Source organism: Rhodococcus phenolicus (assembly GCF_001646785.1).
Lineage (GTDB): Bacteria > Actinomycetota > Actinomycetes > Mycobacteriales > Mycobacteriaceae > Rhodococcus > Rhodococcus phenolicus.
Genome location: NZ_LRRH01000034.1, coordinates 33306 through 49366, shown reverse-complemented (window position 1 = coordinate 49366; position 16061 = coordinate 33306). Strand labels below are relative to the sequence as shown.

Annotated in this window: 15 protein-coding genes; 4 read left to right on the top strand and 11 right to left on the bottom strand. The window is 69.6% G+C overall.

Features of this window, described 5'->3' with window-relative positions; all coding sequences use genetic code 11:
* Positions 1 to 6: 6 nt before the first annotated feature.
* The 4 genes from A8G15_RS10625 to pdhA all read right to left on the bottom strand — a co-directional run bounded on the left by A8G15_RS10625 (position 7) and on the right by pdhA (position 4607).
* Entirely contained in the window at positions 7 to 1107 is a 1101-nt protein-coding gene (locus A8G15_RS10625) for an MFS transporter (protein ID WP_245687792.1), read from the bottom strand.
* A 123-nt stretch (positions 1108 to 1230) separates the two neighbouring features.
* Entirely contained in the window at positions 1231 to 2511 is a 1281-nt protein-coding gene (locus tag A8G15_RS10620; protein WP_068158933.1) for a dihydrolipoamide acetyltransferase family protein, read from the bottom strand.
* 12 nt (positions 2512 to 2523) lie between these two features.
* Positions 2524 to 3507, bottom strand: a complete 984-nt coding sequence (locus A8G15_RS10615) for an alpha-ketoacid dehydrogenase subunit beta (protein ID WP_068158867.1) — start codon at positions 3505 to 3507, stop codon at positions 2524 to 2526.
* Positions 3504 to 4607 carry a pyruvate dehydrogenase (acetyl-transferring) E1 component subunit alpha gene (gene pdhA, locus A8G15_RS10610; protein WP_068158931.1) on the bottom strand — a complete coding sequence of 368 codons (1104 nt, stop codon included), beginning with the start codon at positions 4605 to 4607 and terminating at the stop codon, positions 3504 to 3506. Before pdhA ends, A8G15_RS10615 begins: the two co-directional genes overlap by 4 nt.
* 168 nt (positions 4608 to 4775) lie before the next feature.
* On the opposite strand from pdhA, the gene A8G15_RS10605 reads away from it, so the two are divergent.
* Entirely contained in the window at positions 4776 to 5246 is a 471-nt protein-coding gene (locus A8G15_RS10605; protein ID WP_068158865.1) for an Lrp/AsnC family transcriptional regulator, read from the top strand.
* A 107-nt stretch (positions 5247 to 5353) separates the two neighbouring features.
* Here A8G15_RS10605 and fepB read toward each other — a convergent pair whose 3' ends face one another.
* A complete protein-coding gene (gene fepB / locus A8G15_RS10600; RefSeq protein ID WP_245687790.1) occupies positions 5354 to 6397 on the bottom strand; it encodes a Fe2+-enterobactin ABC transporter substrate-binding protein in 1044 nt (347 codons plus the stop codon).
* 80 nt (positions 6398 to 6477) lie between these two features.
* Between fepB and fes the strand changes: the two genes are divergently transcribed.
* A complete protein-coding gene (fes, locus tag A8G15_RS10595) occupies positions 6478 to 7671 on the top strand; it encodes an enterochelin esterase (RefSeq protein ID WP_068158861.1) in 1194 nt (397 codons plus the stop codon).
* On the opposite strand, the gene A8G15_RS10590 is transcribed toward fes, so the two are convergent.
* From A8G15_RS10590 to A8G15_RS10580, 3 genes are all read right to left on the bottom strand, one after another.
* Positions 7668 to 8840, bottom strand: a complete 1173-nt coding sequence (locus A8G15_RS10590; protein ID WP_068158860.1) for a thiolase family protein — start codon at positions 8838 to 8840, stop codon at positions 7668 to 7670. The two genes, fes and A8G15_RS10590, sit on opposite strands and share 4 nt — an antisense overlap.
* Before the next feature lie 98 nt (positions 8841 to 8938).
* Entirely contained in the window at positions 8939 to 9424 is a 486-nt protein-coding gene (locus tag A8G15_RS10585) for an acyl-CoA thioesterase (RefSeq protein ID WP_068158857.1), read from the bottom strand.
* A gap of 71 nt (positions 9425 to 9495) precedes the next feature.
* Positions 9496 to 10710 carry a benzoate/H(+) symporter BenE family transporter gene (locus A8G15_RS10580; RefSeq protein WP_082899807.1) on the bottom strand — a complete coding sequence of 405 codons (1215 nt, stop codon included), beginning with the start codon at positions 10708 to 10710 and terminating at the stop codon, positions 9496 to 9498.
* Between the two features lie 274 nt (positions 10711 to 10984).
* On the opposite strand from A8G15_RS10580, the gene A8G15_RS10575 reads away from it, so the two are divergent.
* The gene (locus A8G15_RS10575; RefSeq protein ID WP_068158852.1) at positions 10985 to 11416 is read left to right on the top strand and encodes a YciI family protein; all 432 of its coding nucleotides are present in this window, start codon (positions 10985 to 10987) and stop codon (positions 11414 to 11416) included.
* Between the two features lie 4 nt (positions 11417 to 11420).
* On the top strand, positions 11421 to 12689 hold the full coding sequence (locus A8G15_RS10570; protein ID WP_068158850.1) for an RNA polymerase sigma factor: 1269 nt from the start codon (positions 11421 to 11423) through the stop codon (positions 12687 to 12689).
* A gap of 238 nt (positions 12690 to 12927) precedes the next feature.
* Here A8G15_RS10570 and A8G15_RS10565 read toward each other — a convergent pair whose 3' ends face one another.
* The 3 genes from A8G15_RS10565 to A8G15_RS10555 all read right to left on the bottom strand — a co-directional run bounded on the left by A8G15_RS10565 (position 12928) and on the right by A8G15_RS10555 (position 16012).
* Entirely contained in the window at positions 12928 to 14214 is a 1287-nt protein-coding gene (locus tag A8G15_RS10565; protein WP_068158849.1) for a DUF1214 domain-containing protein, read from the bottom strand.
* A gap of 258 nt (positions 14215 to 14472) precedes the next feature.
* Complete coding sequence (locus tag A8G15_RS10560; protein ID WP_068158846.1) at positions 14473 to 15291, bottom strand: shikimate 5-dehydrogenase; 819 nt, start codon at positions 15289 to 15291, stop codon at positions 14473 to 14475.
* A gap of 73 nt (positions 15292 to 15364) precedes the next feature.
* Positions 15365 to 16012: a dihydrofolate reductase family protein gene (locus A8G15_RS10555; RefSeq protein ID WP_068158845.1), complete on the bottom strand. Its 648-nt coding sequence runs from the start codon at positions 16010 to 16012 to the stop codon at positions 15365 to 15367.
* Positions 16013 to 16061 lie beyond the last annotated feature (49 nt).

Genomic DNA, 16061 nt, shown 5'->3' with positions numbered 1-16061 from the left:
TCGGCTCTACCCGGGACGCCCGCGCACCCTCGTTGCGCGGGCGTCTTCGCGTACCTGCGGGGCCATCGCCGCCGCGCCCAGCACACACGCCAGGGGCACCGCCATCGCCGCGGTCAGCGACGTCGCCTCCGACACCCAGCCGATGCACGCCGGGCCGGCCAGGAAACCGATGTAACCCATTCCGACGACCCGCGACATGTTCGCGCCCGGCGAGCCGGTCGTCATGTTCCCGGCGGCGGTGAACAACTGCGGAACCGAGCCGGCCAGACCCGCCCCGAACAACCCCCATCCCGCCAGTGTCAGCGGCAGCCACGGTGAGACGATCACCGCGGCCATACCGGCGGCGGCGACCAGCGCGCCGTAACGCACCAGCGCCACCGGCCCGATCCGCGCGGCGATCCGGTCCGCGGTGAACCGTCCGATCGTCATCGTCGCCGAGAACACCCCGAACGCGAGCGCCGCCACCGAATCGCTACTGCCCAGGTGCTCCTTGACCTGCAGGGCGCTCCAGTCGTTGGCGACGCCCTCGCACAGCATCAGAACGAATGCGAGCCCGCCGAGCAGCACCACCCGTCGCGAATAGCCGCCGTGCGGTACGGCGCCGGCGTGGTGCTCCCGGCGTGGCACCGTGACCAGGTGCCCGGACGCGACCGCGACCACCACCAGTCCCATCGCGCCCGTGGCGGCGAGTGACATCGCCGGAGCCCATCCCGCCGCGAGCGTCGCCGCCCCCACCAGAGATCCGGCGACGCCACCCACGCTGAACAGTCCGTGGAACGCCGCCATGATCGGCCGGCGGTAGCGCTGCTCGACGACCACGGCCTGCGAATTCATCGACACGTCCAGAGCGCCGTTCGCGAATCCGAACAGCACCAGAGCGGCCCCGAGCTGCCACGGCTGGGACGCCAGTCCCGGGCCGACCGCCGTGATCGCCAGGGCCGCCGCGGCGACGGTGGTGGTGCGGTCGCTGCCGAACCGGTCGGCGAGCCGCCCGGTCGCCTGCATGCCACCGATCGCGCCGACGGCGAGCATCAACAGGAGGGTGCCCAGCGTCGCGTTACCGATCCCGGCGCGCTGCTGGACCGCGGGAATGTGCACCACCCACATCGCGAGCAGGAACCCGTTGATCCCGAACACGGCGAAGACGGCGGCTCGCGCACGGCGATATTCGGCAGCGGTCACGGGATTCGACGCTACCGCTCTCGCGTGGACCGCCGCCGGGTGCGCGGGTCAGCGCCCCAGCAACGCGGGCACCGGATCACCGAGGACGGTGCCGATCCCGGCGAGCGCCCGCCCCGCCTGCTCACCGTCGACGAGACGATGGTCGAACGACAGCGACAGCGTGACCACGCGGCGCACCGCGAGCATGTCGTCGACCACCCACGGCCGGGGAGCGATCGCGCCGATCGCGAGGATCGCCGCCTGGCCCGGCACGAGGATCGGGGTGCCGGCGTCCACGCCGAACACCCCGACGTTGGTGATCGAGATCGTGCCACCGGTCAGGTCGGAAGGGGTTGCCCGCCCGGCCCGCGCGGTCGCGGTGACGGCCGCGATCGCTCCGGCGAGTTCCGGTAGCGACAGCACTTCGGCGCCCCGGATCACCGGAACGAGCAGGCCCTCGTCGGTGGCGGTCGCGATGCCCAGGTTCACATGGCCGGGTGTCGCGATCTCGCCGGCGTCCTGATCCCACGTCGCGTTGAGGACCGGCTGGTCCGCGACCACGCCCAGCAGCGCTGCCGCAACGATCGTCAGCGCGGTCGGATGCCGGTCCGCGAACGACGGGTGCGCGCGCAACCGTTCCACGAGGTCGACGGTCGCGGTGGCGTCGCACGTGAGGAACACGGTCGCGTGCGGTGCGGTGAACGCGCTGCGCGTCACGGCCTCCGCGGTGCGTCTGCGTACCGCGGTGACCGGCACCCGTGTTTCCCGTCCCGGCTCGGCCCGCACGCCCCGATCGGCAGCGCGCCGGACATCCGAGCGGGTGACGACCCCGCCGTTGCCGGTTCCGGTCACGGTGGTGAGGTCGACGCCCAGGCGTCTGGCTTCGCGTCGCGCCGACGGTTTCGCGTCGGGGCGCTGTGGCTCGGCGTGCAGGTGGGGTTCGGTGTGTCCGTCCGTCGACGGCACTGCCGGCGCCGGGACGCGGGTGGCGCGCCGGCTCACCGGTGCGGAGCCGGGACCGTAACCGACGAGCACCGGGGTCGGTGGTGTGGCGCCGCCGCCTGCGGCGTCGCGGTTGCCGTCGGTGTCCTGGCCGGCATCGGTGGTCACCGCGATCCGGATGATCGGTGTCCCGACCGGCACCGTCGTGCCGGGCTCGGCGAGCAACTCGGCGACCGTACCCGCGAACGGCGACGGCAACTCCACCATCGCCTTCGCTGTTTCCACTTCCGCGACAACCTGATTGAGCTCGACGCGGTCGCCGACGGCGACCGTCCAGGACACGAGGTCCGCCTCGGTCAGACCCTCACCGAGATCCGGCATCCGGAATTCCTCGACGGACCGATTCATGCGCATGTCCTCTCAGGCCGCGAGACTGCGGTCGACGGCATCGAGGATGCGGTCGGGGTCGGGCAGGTGGTGTGCCTCGAGTTTCGCCGGGGGATAGGGGATGTCGAATCCGCCGACCCGCAGCACCGGCGCCTCGAGTTGATAGAAACACCGTTCCGCGACCTGTGCGGCGATTTCCGCGCCGAGCCCGCAGGTCACCGGGGCCTCCTGTGCGACCACGAGCCGGCCGGTGCGGCGCACCGACTCCTCGACGGTGTCGACATCGAGCGGGGACAGCGACCGCAGATCGATCACCTCGATCGAGTGTCCTTCTGCTGCAGCGATGTCCGCTGCCTGAAGGGCCGTCGTCAGCATCGCGCCGAAGGTCACGAGCGTGACGTCGGTGCCCGGCCGGGTGATGCGCGCCCGGTCCACGGGCAACTCCGGCGGGGTGTCGAGATCGACCTCGCCGCGGTCCCAGTACCGGTGCTTCGGCTCGAGGAAGATCACCGGATCGTCCAGCGCCACCGCCTGCTGGATCATCCAGTAGGCGTCCGACGGGGTACCCGGGCTCACCACCCGCAGGCCCGCGGTGTGCGTGAAGTACACCTCGGGGGATTCGGAATGGTGCTCGACGGCACCGATCCCGCCGCCGTAGGGGATCCGGATCGTCAACGGCGCGGTGACCGCGCCCGCGGTGCGGTAGTGGATCTTCGCGACCTGGGAGACGATCTGGTCGAAGGCGGGATAGACGAACCCGTCGAACTGGATCTCGCACACCGGACGGTATCCGCGCAACGCCATCCCGAAAGCGGTTCCGACGATGCCGGATTCGGCGAGGGGAGTGTCGAGCACCCGGTTGTCACCGAAGTCCTTCTGCAACGTGTCGGTCACACGGAAGACGCCGCCGAGCCGGCCGACGTCCTCACCCATGATCACGACCTTGCGGTCGTGCTCGAGCGCGCGGCGCAGGCCGGCGTTGAGGGCGGCCCCCAGGGCCAGCGTGGTGGTGGTCACGACACGACCTCCTCGTGCGATGCGGACTCGAAACCTGCGAGGTACTCGGCGTAGCGGGCGCGTTCGCCGGCGAGCGCCCGGTGATCGGTGGCGTAGACGTGGTCGAACACGGTGAGCGGCTCGGGGTCGCGGGCGGTCACCGTGCCCGTGCGCAGGCGGTTCGCGGCGTCGTCCGCGTCGGCCTGCACCGCGGCGAGGTAGGTCTCGTCCGCGAGGCCTTCGCGGTCGAGCAGCAGCCGCATCCGGTTCAGCGGGTCGCGATTTCTCCACTCCTCGAGTTCGGCGGGGGTGCGGTAGCGGGTCGGGTCGTCGGACGTGGTGTGCGGGCCCATGCGGTAGGTGAGGGCCTCGACGAATGTGGGGCCGGCGCCGTCGCGGGCGCGGCGCGCGGCCTGCCGCGTGACGGCCAGGACGGCGAGGACGTCGTTGCCGTCGACCTGCACGGCGGGCATGCCGAATCCTGCCGCCCGGTGGGCGAGCGGCACCGGGCTCTGCACGTGCACGGGAGAACTGATCGCCCAGTGGTTGTTCTGGCAGAAGAACACCACTCCGGCGCTCCAGCTCACCGCGAATCCGAGGGCCTCGGAGATGTCGCCCTGACTGGTCGCGCCGTCGCCGAAGTAGGCGACGGTCGCGATCTCGGCGCCGTCCAGATGGGCGCCCATCGCGTAGCCGGTGGCGTGCAGTCCCTGCGATCCGACGACGATCGCAGGGTTGGTGGTGTTGACGGTCGACGGATCCCAGCCGGAATGCGTGCAGCCCCGCCACATCCGTGTCATGTCGGCGGGGTCGACACCGCGGCACCACGTGACGCCGTGTTCGCGGTAGCTGGTGAAGACGTAGTCGTCGGGTTCGAGCGCGTGTGCGGATCCGACCTGGGCGGCCTCCTGGCCGAGCAGGGAAGCCCAGAGGCCGAGTTCGCCCTGACGTTGCAAGGCGGTGGCTTCGGTGTCGATGCGACGCACGACGACGAGGTCGCGGTAGAGGGTGCGCAGCTCTTCGGGACCGATGTCGGCGACGAGCGCGGAGTGCTCCGGGTTGTGAACCCGCCGGCCGTCCGGCTGGATCAGCTGGACCGGGTAGGCAATCTTGTCGACCACCGTGACCACCTCGTTCGGGCCGGCCCGGGCGCCCTTGTGGGGCGATCCCCGGGCATACCTGTGTTGTACCTCACATCATCCACGCCGGGGACAGTTGCGCAATCGATTCGAGAAGGATTGCGCAGAACGCACGGTTCCAGGGGGCCAGCCGGTGTCATACTGCGGATTGTGACCAGTCTCGATGCGACCGACGCCCGGCTGCTGCTCGAGCTGGCCCGCACGCCGCGGGCCACGGGGGTCGAGTTGGCGGCGCGACTCGGATTGTCGCGCAATACGGTTCAGGCGCGGCTCGCGCGCTGGGAGGCGGACGAGGTGCTGGCGTCGTTCGAGCGGCGCGTGGACCCGCGCGCGCTCGGTTATCCGCTCGCCGCGTACGTCGCGACGAGGGTCGACCAGCACCGGCTCGACAGCGTCGTCGCGGCGCTGGCGGAGATCCCCGAGGTCACGGAGGTCTACGGGATGACAGGGCAGACGGACCTGTCGGTGAAGGTCGTCGCGACCGACGCGGACGACCTGTACCGGCTGGCCGGGCAGATCCTCGAGATTCCCGGCGTCGAGCGCACCAACATGGCGTTGGTGATGCGGGAACTGGTGCCGCAACGTACGGCGCCGCTGCTGCGGCGGTTGTCGCAGGCCTGATGCGCGGGCGCCCGGCCCCCGCTCCGCCGGGTTCGCATCGGTCGGGACGACGGTGGCCGGGCACCGTACGGTGCCCGGCCACTCGTCGCGTCCGGTTCGGAAGCGATCTACGTCAGCGCATCCACGATGCGGTCGACGACGTTGTTCGCGCTGTAGTAGTCGAGACGGAAACTGTCGAAGCCCAGCGCGTAGATCCTGCCCGACTGCACCGACGGGGTTTCCGCGAGCAGCGTATCGGTCTTCATCCGCTCCTCGGCGGACTCGTCCGCGCTGATGATGAACGTGACGGTGCCGGGCAGGGCGCGGGAAAGGTTCTCGACACCGGCGGGGACGACGTCGGCGCGACCGGCCATGGTTCCCTTGTCGGCGTTCTCGATGTCCTCGGGCAGCGCTGCCGTCACGAGGCCCAGGCGCTCGGCGAGCTGGCCCTGCGCCGACACGGCGGTGAAGATCCGTGAGTCCTGCGGAGAGTTGTAGGTGAGGATGTTGGCCTCGTCGGACTCCGCGAGCGCGGGCGCGATCGCGGCGCGGGCCTCGTCGACCTTCGTGTCGAACTCGGTGATCAGTTCGGTGGCGCGGTCCTCGGCGCCGATGGCGTCGGCCAGCTGCGTGGTGATCTCCTGCCACGACTTGTCGGTGTAGTCGAAGACGAGGGTGGGTGCGATCCGGGACAGCACGTCGTAGCTGTCCTTCGTCGAATCGGCGCCGCTGGCGGAGACGATGATGAGGTCGGGAGCCGCCGCGGTGATGCGCTCGACGTTGATCTCGCCCTGGTAGAGCGTCTCGACGTCCCGTTCGGCGGCCACCTCCGCCCACTGCCTGAACAGGCCCTGCTCTGTGGTGGCGGAGTTGGCGCCCGAGCTCGGGGGCTGGGCGCCGGTGCCGACGAGAGGTGCGTCGAGTGCGAGCAGGGAACCGGTGAGCGTGACACTCGTCGAGACGATGCGTTCCGGCTGCGTTTCGAGCGTGACCGGGCCGTCGGCGGTCTCGACGGTGCGCGGCCATTCACCGGATCCGGTGGTCACCGGGGATGTCTCCGCGACGTCGTCGTTCGAGGAGCATGCGACGGTGGCGGCACCGATGGCAAGCGCGCCGAGCGCCACCGCGAACCGGGCGGCGAATCCTCGGCGACGAGGCATTGTCGGGGACAAAGGAAATCCTCCTGTGAGCAGCAGTGGTACTGCGCTGTACCCTACTGTTAGGTGAGGTTGTCCTAAGAAAAGGGGTCCTGGTGTTCGATGCGGATCTGGTGGAGCGCCGCCTGAGGGACGAGGGTTCCCCGCTGATCGATCCGGGGCCGCCGGGCCGGGTGACCGCAACGTTCGTGTTCCGCGTTCCCGCCGGCTCGGGCATACGTCACGTCTATCTCGAGGCCAACGGGATCACCGATCGTCACGACCCCGAGGCTCACGCGCTGAAGCCGCTCGGGGAGGGTGATCTCTGGTCCGTCTCCGTGGTGTTGCCGGAAACCTGGCGCGGCGGCTACGGGTTCCTGCCCCGGACGGAACCCGTCACGCGGCCGTCGGACGATGAGACCGAGTGGGAATGGTGGCGTGGTGTCCTGGGCGATCTGGTGACCGATCCCTGGAACCGGCTGCCGAGCTACTCGTCCATGGGGCAGCGTCCACGATCCGAGGCCGTGATGCCCGGTGCGCCGGCGCAACTCTGGTGGCGGCACGCGGCGGAGGAGGCTCGAGGCGTCCTGACCGAGGAGATGCGTGAACTCGCGGGTGTGCGTCGCCGGATATGGATCTACGAGCCACCAGGGCTCGCCGAGGCCGGCCGCCCCGTCCTCGTGGTGTTCGACGGCAAGGTCACGGCCGTGGAGATCCCTCTCGCCCCGGCCCTCGACAGGCTCGCCGAACGCGGAGTCCGTGTTCCGCTGGTGGTGATGATCGACAGCATCGACCCCGCGACGCGATCGCGTGAACTACCGTGCAGCGCAGACTTTCTCGACGCCCTCACCGGCGACCTTCTGCCGTGGCTGCGAGCGGAGTGGAGGACGACCGCGTCGGCCGCATCCGTCGTGGCGGCCGGCTCCAGCTACGGCGGGCTCGCGGCAACCTACGCGGCGTTGCATGCTCCGCGGCATTTCGGTGGCGCCGTCAGCCTGTCCGGGTCGTTCTGGTGGCCGCGACCCGGCATGCCCGGGCAACCCGACGAGGAAGCGCAGTCCGTGCAGCAGCAACTCGACGGCCTCGACGTACACGGCTCACGGTTCTGGATGACCGCGGGCGAGCTCGAGCCGCGGTTGATCGCGGAGAATCGCGAGGTGCGGGACCTCTTGCGCGCAAAGGGGTTCGACGTCGAGTATCGCGAATTCTGCGGTGGTCACGACTATGTGCACTGGCGCGACGCGCTGGTGGCCGGGGCGGCGGCACTGCTGGGTCCGGCCGCCGCCCGCGAACCACGTCGTCGCGGTTAGAGGATCTCGTAGATGGTGGCGTTGGCGGTGCCGCCGCCCTCGCACATGGTCTGCAGGCCGTAACGACCACCGGTGCGGCGCAGGTGGTGGATCAGCGTCGCGGCGAGGCGTCCACCGGAACCGCCGAGCGGGTGGCCGAGCGCGATGGCGCCGCCGAGCGGGTTCAGCTTCTCGATCGGGGCGCCGGTCTCGCGCTGCCAGGCCAGCGGCACCGACGCGAATGCCTCGTTGACCTCGAACGCGTCGATGTCGCCGATCGACAGGCCCGACTTCTTCAGCGCCAGCGCAGTCGCGGGGATGGGGCCGGTGAGCATCTTGACCGGGTCGTCGCCGGTGACGACGGCGGTGTGGACGCGGGCGAGCGGCGTCAGGCCCAGGGCCTTCGCCTTCTCGGAGGTGGTGACGAGGAGGCCGGACGCGCCGTCGGAGATCTGCGAGGCATTGCCCGCGGTGACGACACCGTTCTCGCGGAACGGAGCCTTGAGGCCGGCGAGCTTCTCGACGGTGGAACCGCGGCGCACACCTTCGTCGGTGTCGATGACGGTGCCGTCGGGCAGGGTGACCGCGGCGGTCTCGTCGGCGAACAGTCCCTCGTCCTGCGCGCGGGCGGCACGCTCGTGCGACTGCACCGAGTACTCGTCGAGTTCGGTGCGGGAGATGCCCCACTGCTCGGCGATGATCTCGGCGCCGACACCCTGGTTGAAGCGGCCGTTGAAGCCGGGGGCGGTGAGCTCGTCGGCGTAGCGTTCGCGGGCCGGGCCGCCCATCTGGCCGGTGCCTTCCGGTGCGGACGAGCCGAGCGGGATCGCGGACATGATCTCGACACCACCGGCGACGATCAGGTCGGCCTGGCCGGAGATCACCGCGGCAGCGGCGGTGGAGATGGTCTGCTGCGACGAGCCGCACTGGCGGTCGACGGTGAAGCCGGGGACGGATTCGGGCCACCCGGCGCCGAGCACGGCCATACGGCCGATGTTGCCGGACTGCATCCCGACGGACTGGACGGTGCCCCAGTGCACGTCGTCGACGAGTGCCGGGTCGATTCCGGTCCGCTCCGCGATCGCGCGCAGGATGTGGGCGGACAGCTCGACGGCGTGGACGCCGGACAGGCCGCCGTTGCGCTTGCCGATAGGGGTGCGTACAGCTTCGACGATTACTGCGTCACGCATGTGTTCGGATCACTTTCCCTCGATGGAACTGCAGTTTCGAGGAGTCTAATCCGGTAGATGAATGTTCTGCCAAGCGGATGCTTGGTCAGAGGTTGGTGTCAGGGTGCCGGACGCTCCGGCGAGCCCTTGACCAGCTGGATCACCGCCTTGCGGATCTCGTCCGGAATCGGCACCGGCCGGCGTGTGCGGGCATCTACGTAGACGTGGACGAACCGGCCGGTCGCGGCCGGAACCAGCGCCCCGTCCGCGCCTTCGCGGAAGATCGCCAGCTGGTAGGTGATGCTGCGGGTGCCCAGCCGGTCCACGGCGATACCGACCTGGAGTCGATCCGGGAACGACAGTTCCGCGAGATAACGGCAGGACGTCTCCGCGACTACGCCGATCGCCTCGAGCTCGCGGATGTCCACACCCGTCGTCGCCATGAGCCAGCCGTTGACCGCGGAATCGAAGTATGAGTAGTACGTGACGTTGTTGACGTGGCCGTAGTGGTCGTTGTCGGCCCAGCGCGTCTGCATCGGCCACAGCGCCGGGAACCGGGCCGGGTCGGGCTGAGCGTCGGGGGTCGTCGGCTGGCGGTTGGTCACTCGATCATTGTGTCAGGAAGCACGGAACTTCACCGGAAGAGAGAACCTCGAGGGTCGTACGGTCCGAATCGTTACCGCTCCACAATCTTTCCTGCGTCCGAATTCGGCCGTTCGGAGGACAGGACCAGCCGCACCACGAGGCCCGCCACCAGCGCCCAGAACGCGGCGCCGATACCGAAGACGCTCAGGCCCGACGCCGCGACCAGGAAGGTCACGACCGCGGCTTCGCGTCCGTCGCTGTCGCGCAACGACGATGCGAGCGCACCGCCCAGGGTCGCGAGGAGCGCGAGACCGGCGACCGTTTCGACGACACCTTCCGGGGCGAGGGCCACCAGGGTCGCCACCGCCGTCGAGAGCAGCGCGAGCACCAGATACGACCAGCCCGCGGTCCATGCCGCGATCCAGCGGCGTTTCGGATCGGGGTCGGCCTCGGGCGCCGCCGCCAGGGCCGCGCTGATCGCCGCGAGGTTGACGGCGTGCCCGCCGGACGGGGCACCGAGTACCGTCCCGAGTCCGGTCACCGTCATCGCCGCACGCCAGGGCGTCCTGTACCCGAACGACGAGAGCACCGCGGTCCCCGGGATGTTCTGTGAGGCCATCGTGACGATGTACAACGGCAGGGCGATACCGAGCAGCGCCTGCCAGGTCCACGCCGGCGTGGTGAACGTGATCGACGGCAACAGATCCGCCGGCGCCGGACGCGTGCCCGATCGTGCGAGGCCGATCGCGATCACGATCGCGGCCGCCGCGAAGGCGGCCGGTACCGCCCAGCGCGGCCGTAGCCGCAGCATGATCAGCCAGGTCAGCGCGACCGGGGCGATGGCCGCCGGATCTGCGACCAGTGACGTCACCGGGGCCAGGCACAACGGCACCAGAACCCCGGCGAGCATGGCCTGCGCCAGCGACGTCGGAATCGCCGCGATCACCCGGCCGAGATGGGGGGACAGGCCGGTCGCGGCGATCGCCACACCCACCGTGATGAACGCACCGACCGCCGCGGGCCAGCCGCCTGCGGCGGCCCCGGCCCCGGCGAGCAGCGCCGCACCCGGCGTCGACCACGCCAGGGTGATCGGAATGCGGTAGCGCCGGGCCAGCCACAGGATGCCCACGGCCTGTGCCACGCACAGCGTGAGCAGCCCGGATGCGGCCTCCGGCCCCGACGCGCCCACTCCGCGCAGACCGGTGAGCACGACCGCGAACGAACTGGTGAATCCGACCAGCGCCGTCACGATCCCGGCGCCGATCGGCTGGGACAACGGAACCGGAGTCTGCGAGGCGGTGGTCACCGACCGGATTCTGCCTCAGCCCCGACCGTGACGTCCGCCGCAGGGCACCCGCATCGCGACGGGGTCGGCACCGCCTGCGGCACCGATCCCGGGCCGGTTTCGGGCCGGACGGTCGTCCCCGTCCGGGTGTCCGACTACGGTCGACTGCGTCGGCCCCGGATCGCCTCCGGAAACTCCGCGAAAAAATTCTCGCGGATGTGTCGATCGGCGGCCGCATCGTTCGACGTGTACATGAACGGACCGGACACGCGGTCCCGCGACGGAGGAGAACCTCATGAAGTACATGCTGATCCTGCGAGCCACCGACCAGGCCGTCGAAGCGGCGAAGAACGCGGATTTCGAGGAGATCGTCAACGCGATGGGCCGGTACAACGAATCGCTCATCAAGGCGGGCGTTCTGCTCGCCGGAGACGGATTGGCCGACGCCGAGGAAGGATTCGTGGTCGACTTCGACTCCGATCCGCCGCTGGTCTCGGACGGTCCCTACGGCGAGACCAAGGAACTGTTCTCCGGGTTCTGGATCATCCAGACCTCGACGAAGGAAGAAGCGGCGGAGTGGGCGAGGCGCTGCCCGCTGGGGCCCGGCAGCAAACTCGAGGTGCGCAGGGTGACCGAGCTCGAGGACTTCGATCAGGACAACGAGTACATCCGGAAGGAAGCGGGCTGGCGCGAGCAGCTGGGCACGGACCGCCCGGTCGCCGGCTGAGCCTGTGCCGGAGAACGCTGCCGAACCCGCGGCGCGCCGGGCGGTCGAGGCGGTGTGGCGCATCGAATCGGCGAAAATCGTTGCGGCGCTGACTCGCATCGTCGGCGATCTCGACCTCGCCGAGGACGTCGCCGGCCAGGCCCTGCTCGAAGCCGTCGAGCAGTGGCCGGCCCGCGGGGTCCCCCGCAATCCCGCCGCCTGGCTGACCGCCGTCGCCAAGCGCCGGGCGCTGGACGGGGGGCGGCGCCGGGACCTGCTCGACGAGCACTACTCGGCCATCGCGCGGGACCTCGACCGCGACGCCTCGCACGTCGACGGCGACGCGTGGGATCCCGACCGCATCGACGACGACGTGCTCCGGCTGATGTTCGTCGCATGCCACCCGGTGCTGGGCCGCACCGCGCAGGTCGCATTGACGCTCCGGGTGATCGGTGGCCTGACCACCGAGGAGATCGCCCGGGCATTCATGATCCCGACCGCCACCGTGCAGCAGCGCATCGTCCGCGCCAAGAAGACACTCAGCGCGGCGAAGGTTCCGTTCGAGGTGCCGCCCCGCGCCGAATTCGCGAACCGTCTCGGAGCGGTCCTCAACGTGCTCTATCTGGTGTTCAACGAGGGATACGCGGCGTCCTCGGGGCCCGAATGGATGCGGGCCGACCTCGGCGCCGAGGCGCTGCGGCTGGCCCGGATTCTCGCCGAACTCGTTCCGCGGGAACCCGAACCACACGGGCTCGTCGCACTGATGGAACTCACCGCGGCGCGTTTCGGGGCGCGCACCACCTCGACGGGAGAACCGATCCTGCTGGCGGACCAGGACCGCACGCGGTGGGACCGGGCCCAGATCACCCGCGGTGCGGCCGCGCTGGCCCGCGCCGACGCGATCGGCCGCGGTCGCGGCCCGTACGCCCTCCAGGCGGCGATCGCCGAGTGTCATGCGCGCGCCGCAACCTTCGAGGACACCGATTGGAAGACGATCGTCCTGCTCTACGAGGCGCTCGCGCAGATCGCCCCGTCACCGGTCGTCGAACTCAACCGGGCCGCCGCCGTGTCCATGGCATACGGCCCGGCGCCCGCCCTCGAACACGTCGACAGGCTCGTCGCCGACGGGGACCTCGCCGGATACCACCTGCTGCCGAGCGTGCGCGGCGAGCTGCTCCGGCAGCTGGGGCGCATCGACGAGGCCCGTGCCGAACTGCTCGAGGCGGCGCGCCTGGCCGGGAACGAGCGGGAGCGGGCGGTTCTCACCGCGAAGGCCGAGGAACTCGGGACTTGACGTCTCTCCTGCCTGAAGGGCAGGAGATTCCCGGCTCAGACCGCAACCGCCCTACCCCGAAGGGAGGTGATCCGTTTGACTCACGTCGTCCCGACACCAGTGTTTTCGTCGGCGATGGGGATCGGCAGCGCGACGCGGGTCACCGCGAACGAGGCCGCGCGATGTCTGAAACCGCAGGTCGCGAAACGGCTCTGGCGGACACTGCGTGACGACCATCAGTTCGCTTCGGGTGTGCGCCTCACTGCCTGGCCGTGTCGTCGACTCGCGTCACGGGTGGTGGTGCCCAGTGGCCACCGCCGACGGAGGGCTTGGGCACGTAGCAGCGGAACGTCAGGGAGAAAGGGCTGCCCGGAGCGGTGGGAAGCCAGTTCGATTCGGCAACGCCGGAAACCGGCTGTGTGCCGAAGGCGAGGTCGAGGGAGCCGTCAGCGTTGTAGGTGAGGGCGGAATTGCTGTTGAAGTTGTATCGGTGCAGAGCATTCGGTACGACGCGGAAGTCCGGCACCGATACCAGGATCACCGACCAGTAGCCGTTGACGGCATCGGCGGGCAGCTTGTCGGCGGGAAAGTGCAGTGTGTAACTTCCGTCACCGGTGAGGGGTTGTTCGGTGGCGTCGTGGCTGGCGACGAAGTAGATCACCTCGTCTGCGGTGTTGGCCCAGATTCCGACGAGGTTGGCCACGCTGCGCAGTGTGTAGTTTCCGTCGTAGTTTCCGACCGCGCCGCCGCCGAGCCAGTGGTTGACGTATGGGGCGCTTTCGGTGAGGGCGTACTGCTTGAATTCCGGTGCAACGGTCTCTCGCAGGAAGCGTTCCGCCTCCGTGCGCGCGTCGGGATCGCCGTCGAGGTGGTCGGCGATGGAGCGGGCCAGGACTTGCATGCGTCCGGCGGCGGGCGAGACGTCGGTGGCGCTGAGAAGGACCTCGTCGAGGTTGTCGAAGATATCGGCGCCGAGCAGGTCCGCGTTGGTGAACTGCGGGATCGTCGGTGGTGCCGGCGGCGTGGCCTGACCGATGACGGTGGCGGTGAATTCGTGCTGAAGCGCGACCGCGCCCTCGGGATCGTCGGCGAGTTCGACGCGTGCCAGCATCTTGGCCTTGGCCGAGTGCAGTTCCAGTCGCGTCGCATCAGCAGGGATGGGTGGGCTCGCGCCTGGTTTCACCAGTGCAAAGGTGCCGAACGGCTTCGACGGGGTCGTGCGGTCGTTGATGTTGACGACGACTTCTCCCCACTCGTCGAGGAGTTGCAGCGTGTAGTAGCGGCCGACGACCTCGGGGACCTCGAGTAGCACCGCAGACCGATCGTCGACGGCGAACCACGCCTCGAGATACGCGACGTCGAAATTCGGGTTGACGAAGTCCGCGGACCCCAACGGGTTGTAGCGGATCCGGTTGTACGCGAACCCATCACTGGACCGATCGATGTGCTCCTGACGGATCACGAGCATTCGACCGAGCAGGTAGATATACGCCTGCCGGATCTGGTCCTCGGTCGGCTTCCATGTTCCCGATGCTCTGTCAGCCATGGATTCGACTCCTCTCGCCAGTGGTCACCCCCCGACTGAGATCATCGCGGACTCCGACTCGCCGGCCATCGCCCACAACGGATGAACTGCCACGCAAGGCGGCTACTCGAAAGACGGTGCGGGCCGATATTTCCCTCGTCGACCCGCACCGGGATCATGCGGCCGGTGTTCGAACCCTCCTGGGTCGACAGAACACACCGGAACCCTCCCTCGTGAACGGGGGAGTATCCGCGACGAACCGATCGATGGCCGGCGACGTCAGGAGCGGGAGAACTCCGATGCCCGGCGTACCTGTTCGGGTGTCGGGGTCACGCCCGTGTACAGCGCGAACTGCAGGGCCGCCTGCAGCGCGATCACCTCGGCTCCGGTGATGACCGTGTGAGCGTGCGCGCGTCCCGCCCGGATCAGCGGGGTCTCGGGTGGCATCGCCACCACGTCGAAGACCACCGTCGCCGCCTCGACCACGGTGGACGGGAACGGCAGCAGCTCGGCCTCGGGGCCGCCCACCATGCCGATCGGGGTCGCGTTGATCAACACGGCGGGGGAGGAGTCGCCGACCTCGGCGCGCCATCGGAAGCCGTACCGGTCGGCGAGGGCCCGGCCGGCAGTCTCGTTCCGGGCGACCACCGTCACGTCGGTGCAGCCGTGCGTGCGCACCGCCGCCACCACCGCCTTGGCCATGCCGCCGCTGCCCGCGACCGCGACGGGCAGCGCCGGATCTACCCGGTGGTCGCGCAGCAGATCCAGCACCGCCTGGAAATCGGTGTTGTAGGCGTGCAGCACCCCGTCGTCGTTGACGATCGTGTTGACCGAATCGATCGCGCTGGCCGACTCGTGCATCACGTCGACGAGCGGAATCACCTTCTCCTTGAACGGCATCGACACGCCGGCGCCTCGGATGCCGAGCCCGCGGATACCGGCGACCGCGGCCTCGATGTCGGTGGGCGCGAACGCCTTGTACACGTAGTCCAGCCCGAGCTCGTCGTACAGGTAGTTGTGGAATCGGGTGCCGATGTTGCTGGGCCGGCCCGACAGGGAGATGCACAACCGGGTGTCCTTGGTGATCCGCGAAGCCATGACCACCAACCTAACCCCCGGTCACGCCCACGCGCCCCCGGGTGGCGGGAACGATCACGCGGACGGCGGCCGATCACCGCGTGCGGACGAATCGGGCGTGAGCGACCGTGGGGGACGAGACGAACTCGACGCACTCGAAATCGGTCGTGAGCACATCGTCGCCGAACACGCGTTCGCCGCGGCCGAGGAGCACCGGCACGATCGCCAGGTGCATCTCGTCGACCAGTCCCGCGCGCAGGTACTCGCGGACGGTCGCGGGACCGCCCCCGACCCGCACGTCCGCGCCGTCGGCGGCGGCGACGGCCTGCGCGAGCGCGTCCTCGATGCCGCCGGTGACGAAGTGGAACACGGTGCCGCCGCCCAGGGCGAGCGGGTCCCGCGCGTGGTGGGTGAGCACGAAGACCGGGTGATGGAAGGGCGGTTCGTCGCCCCACCAGCCCGACCACTCGTCGCTGTCCTCCCATCGCCCACGGACCGGGCCGAACATGTTGCGGCCCATGATGGTCGCGCCGATCCCGTCGATGCCGCGGGCCATGAAGTCGTCGTCGACGCCGACCGCGCCACCGTCGTTGCCGAACGATCGGTGGAACGACCGCGTCTCGTGCACCCACCCGAGGATCCGCTCACCGCCGATCCCGCCCGGGTTCTGCAGGCTCTGATCCGGCCCGGCGGAACATCCGTCGGCCGTGATCGCAAAATTGTGTACGCGAAGCTTCGCCATGGTTGAACTCCCTCGAATCGTCCGGTCGGAATCGTGCCCGTGTCACAGT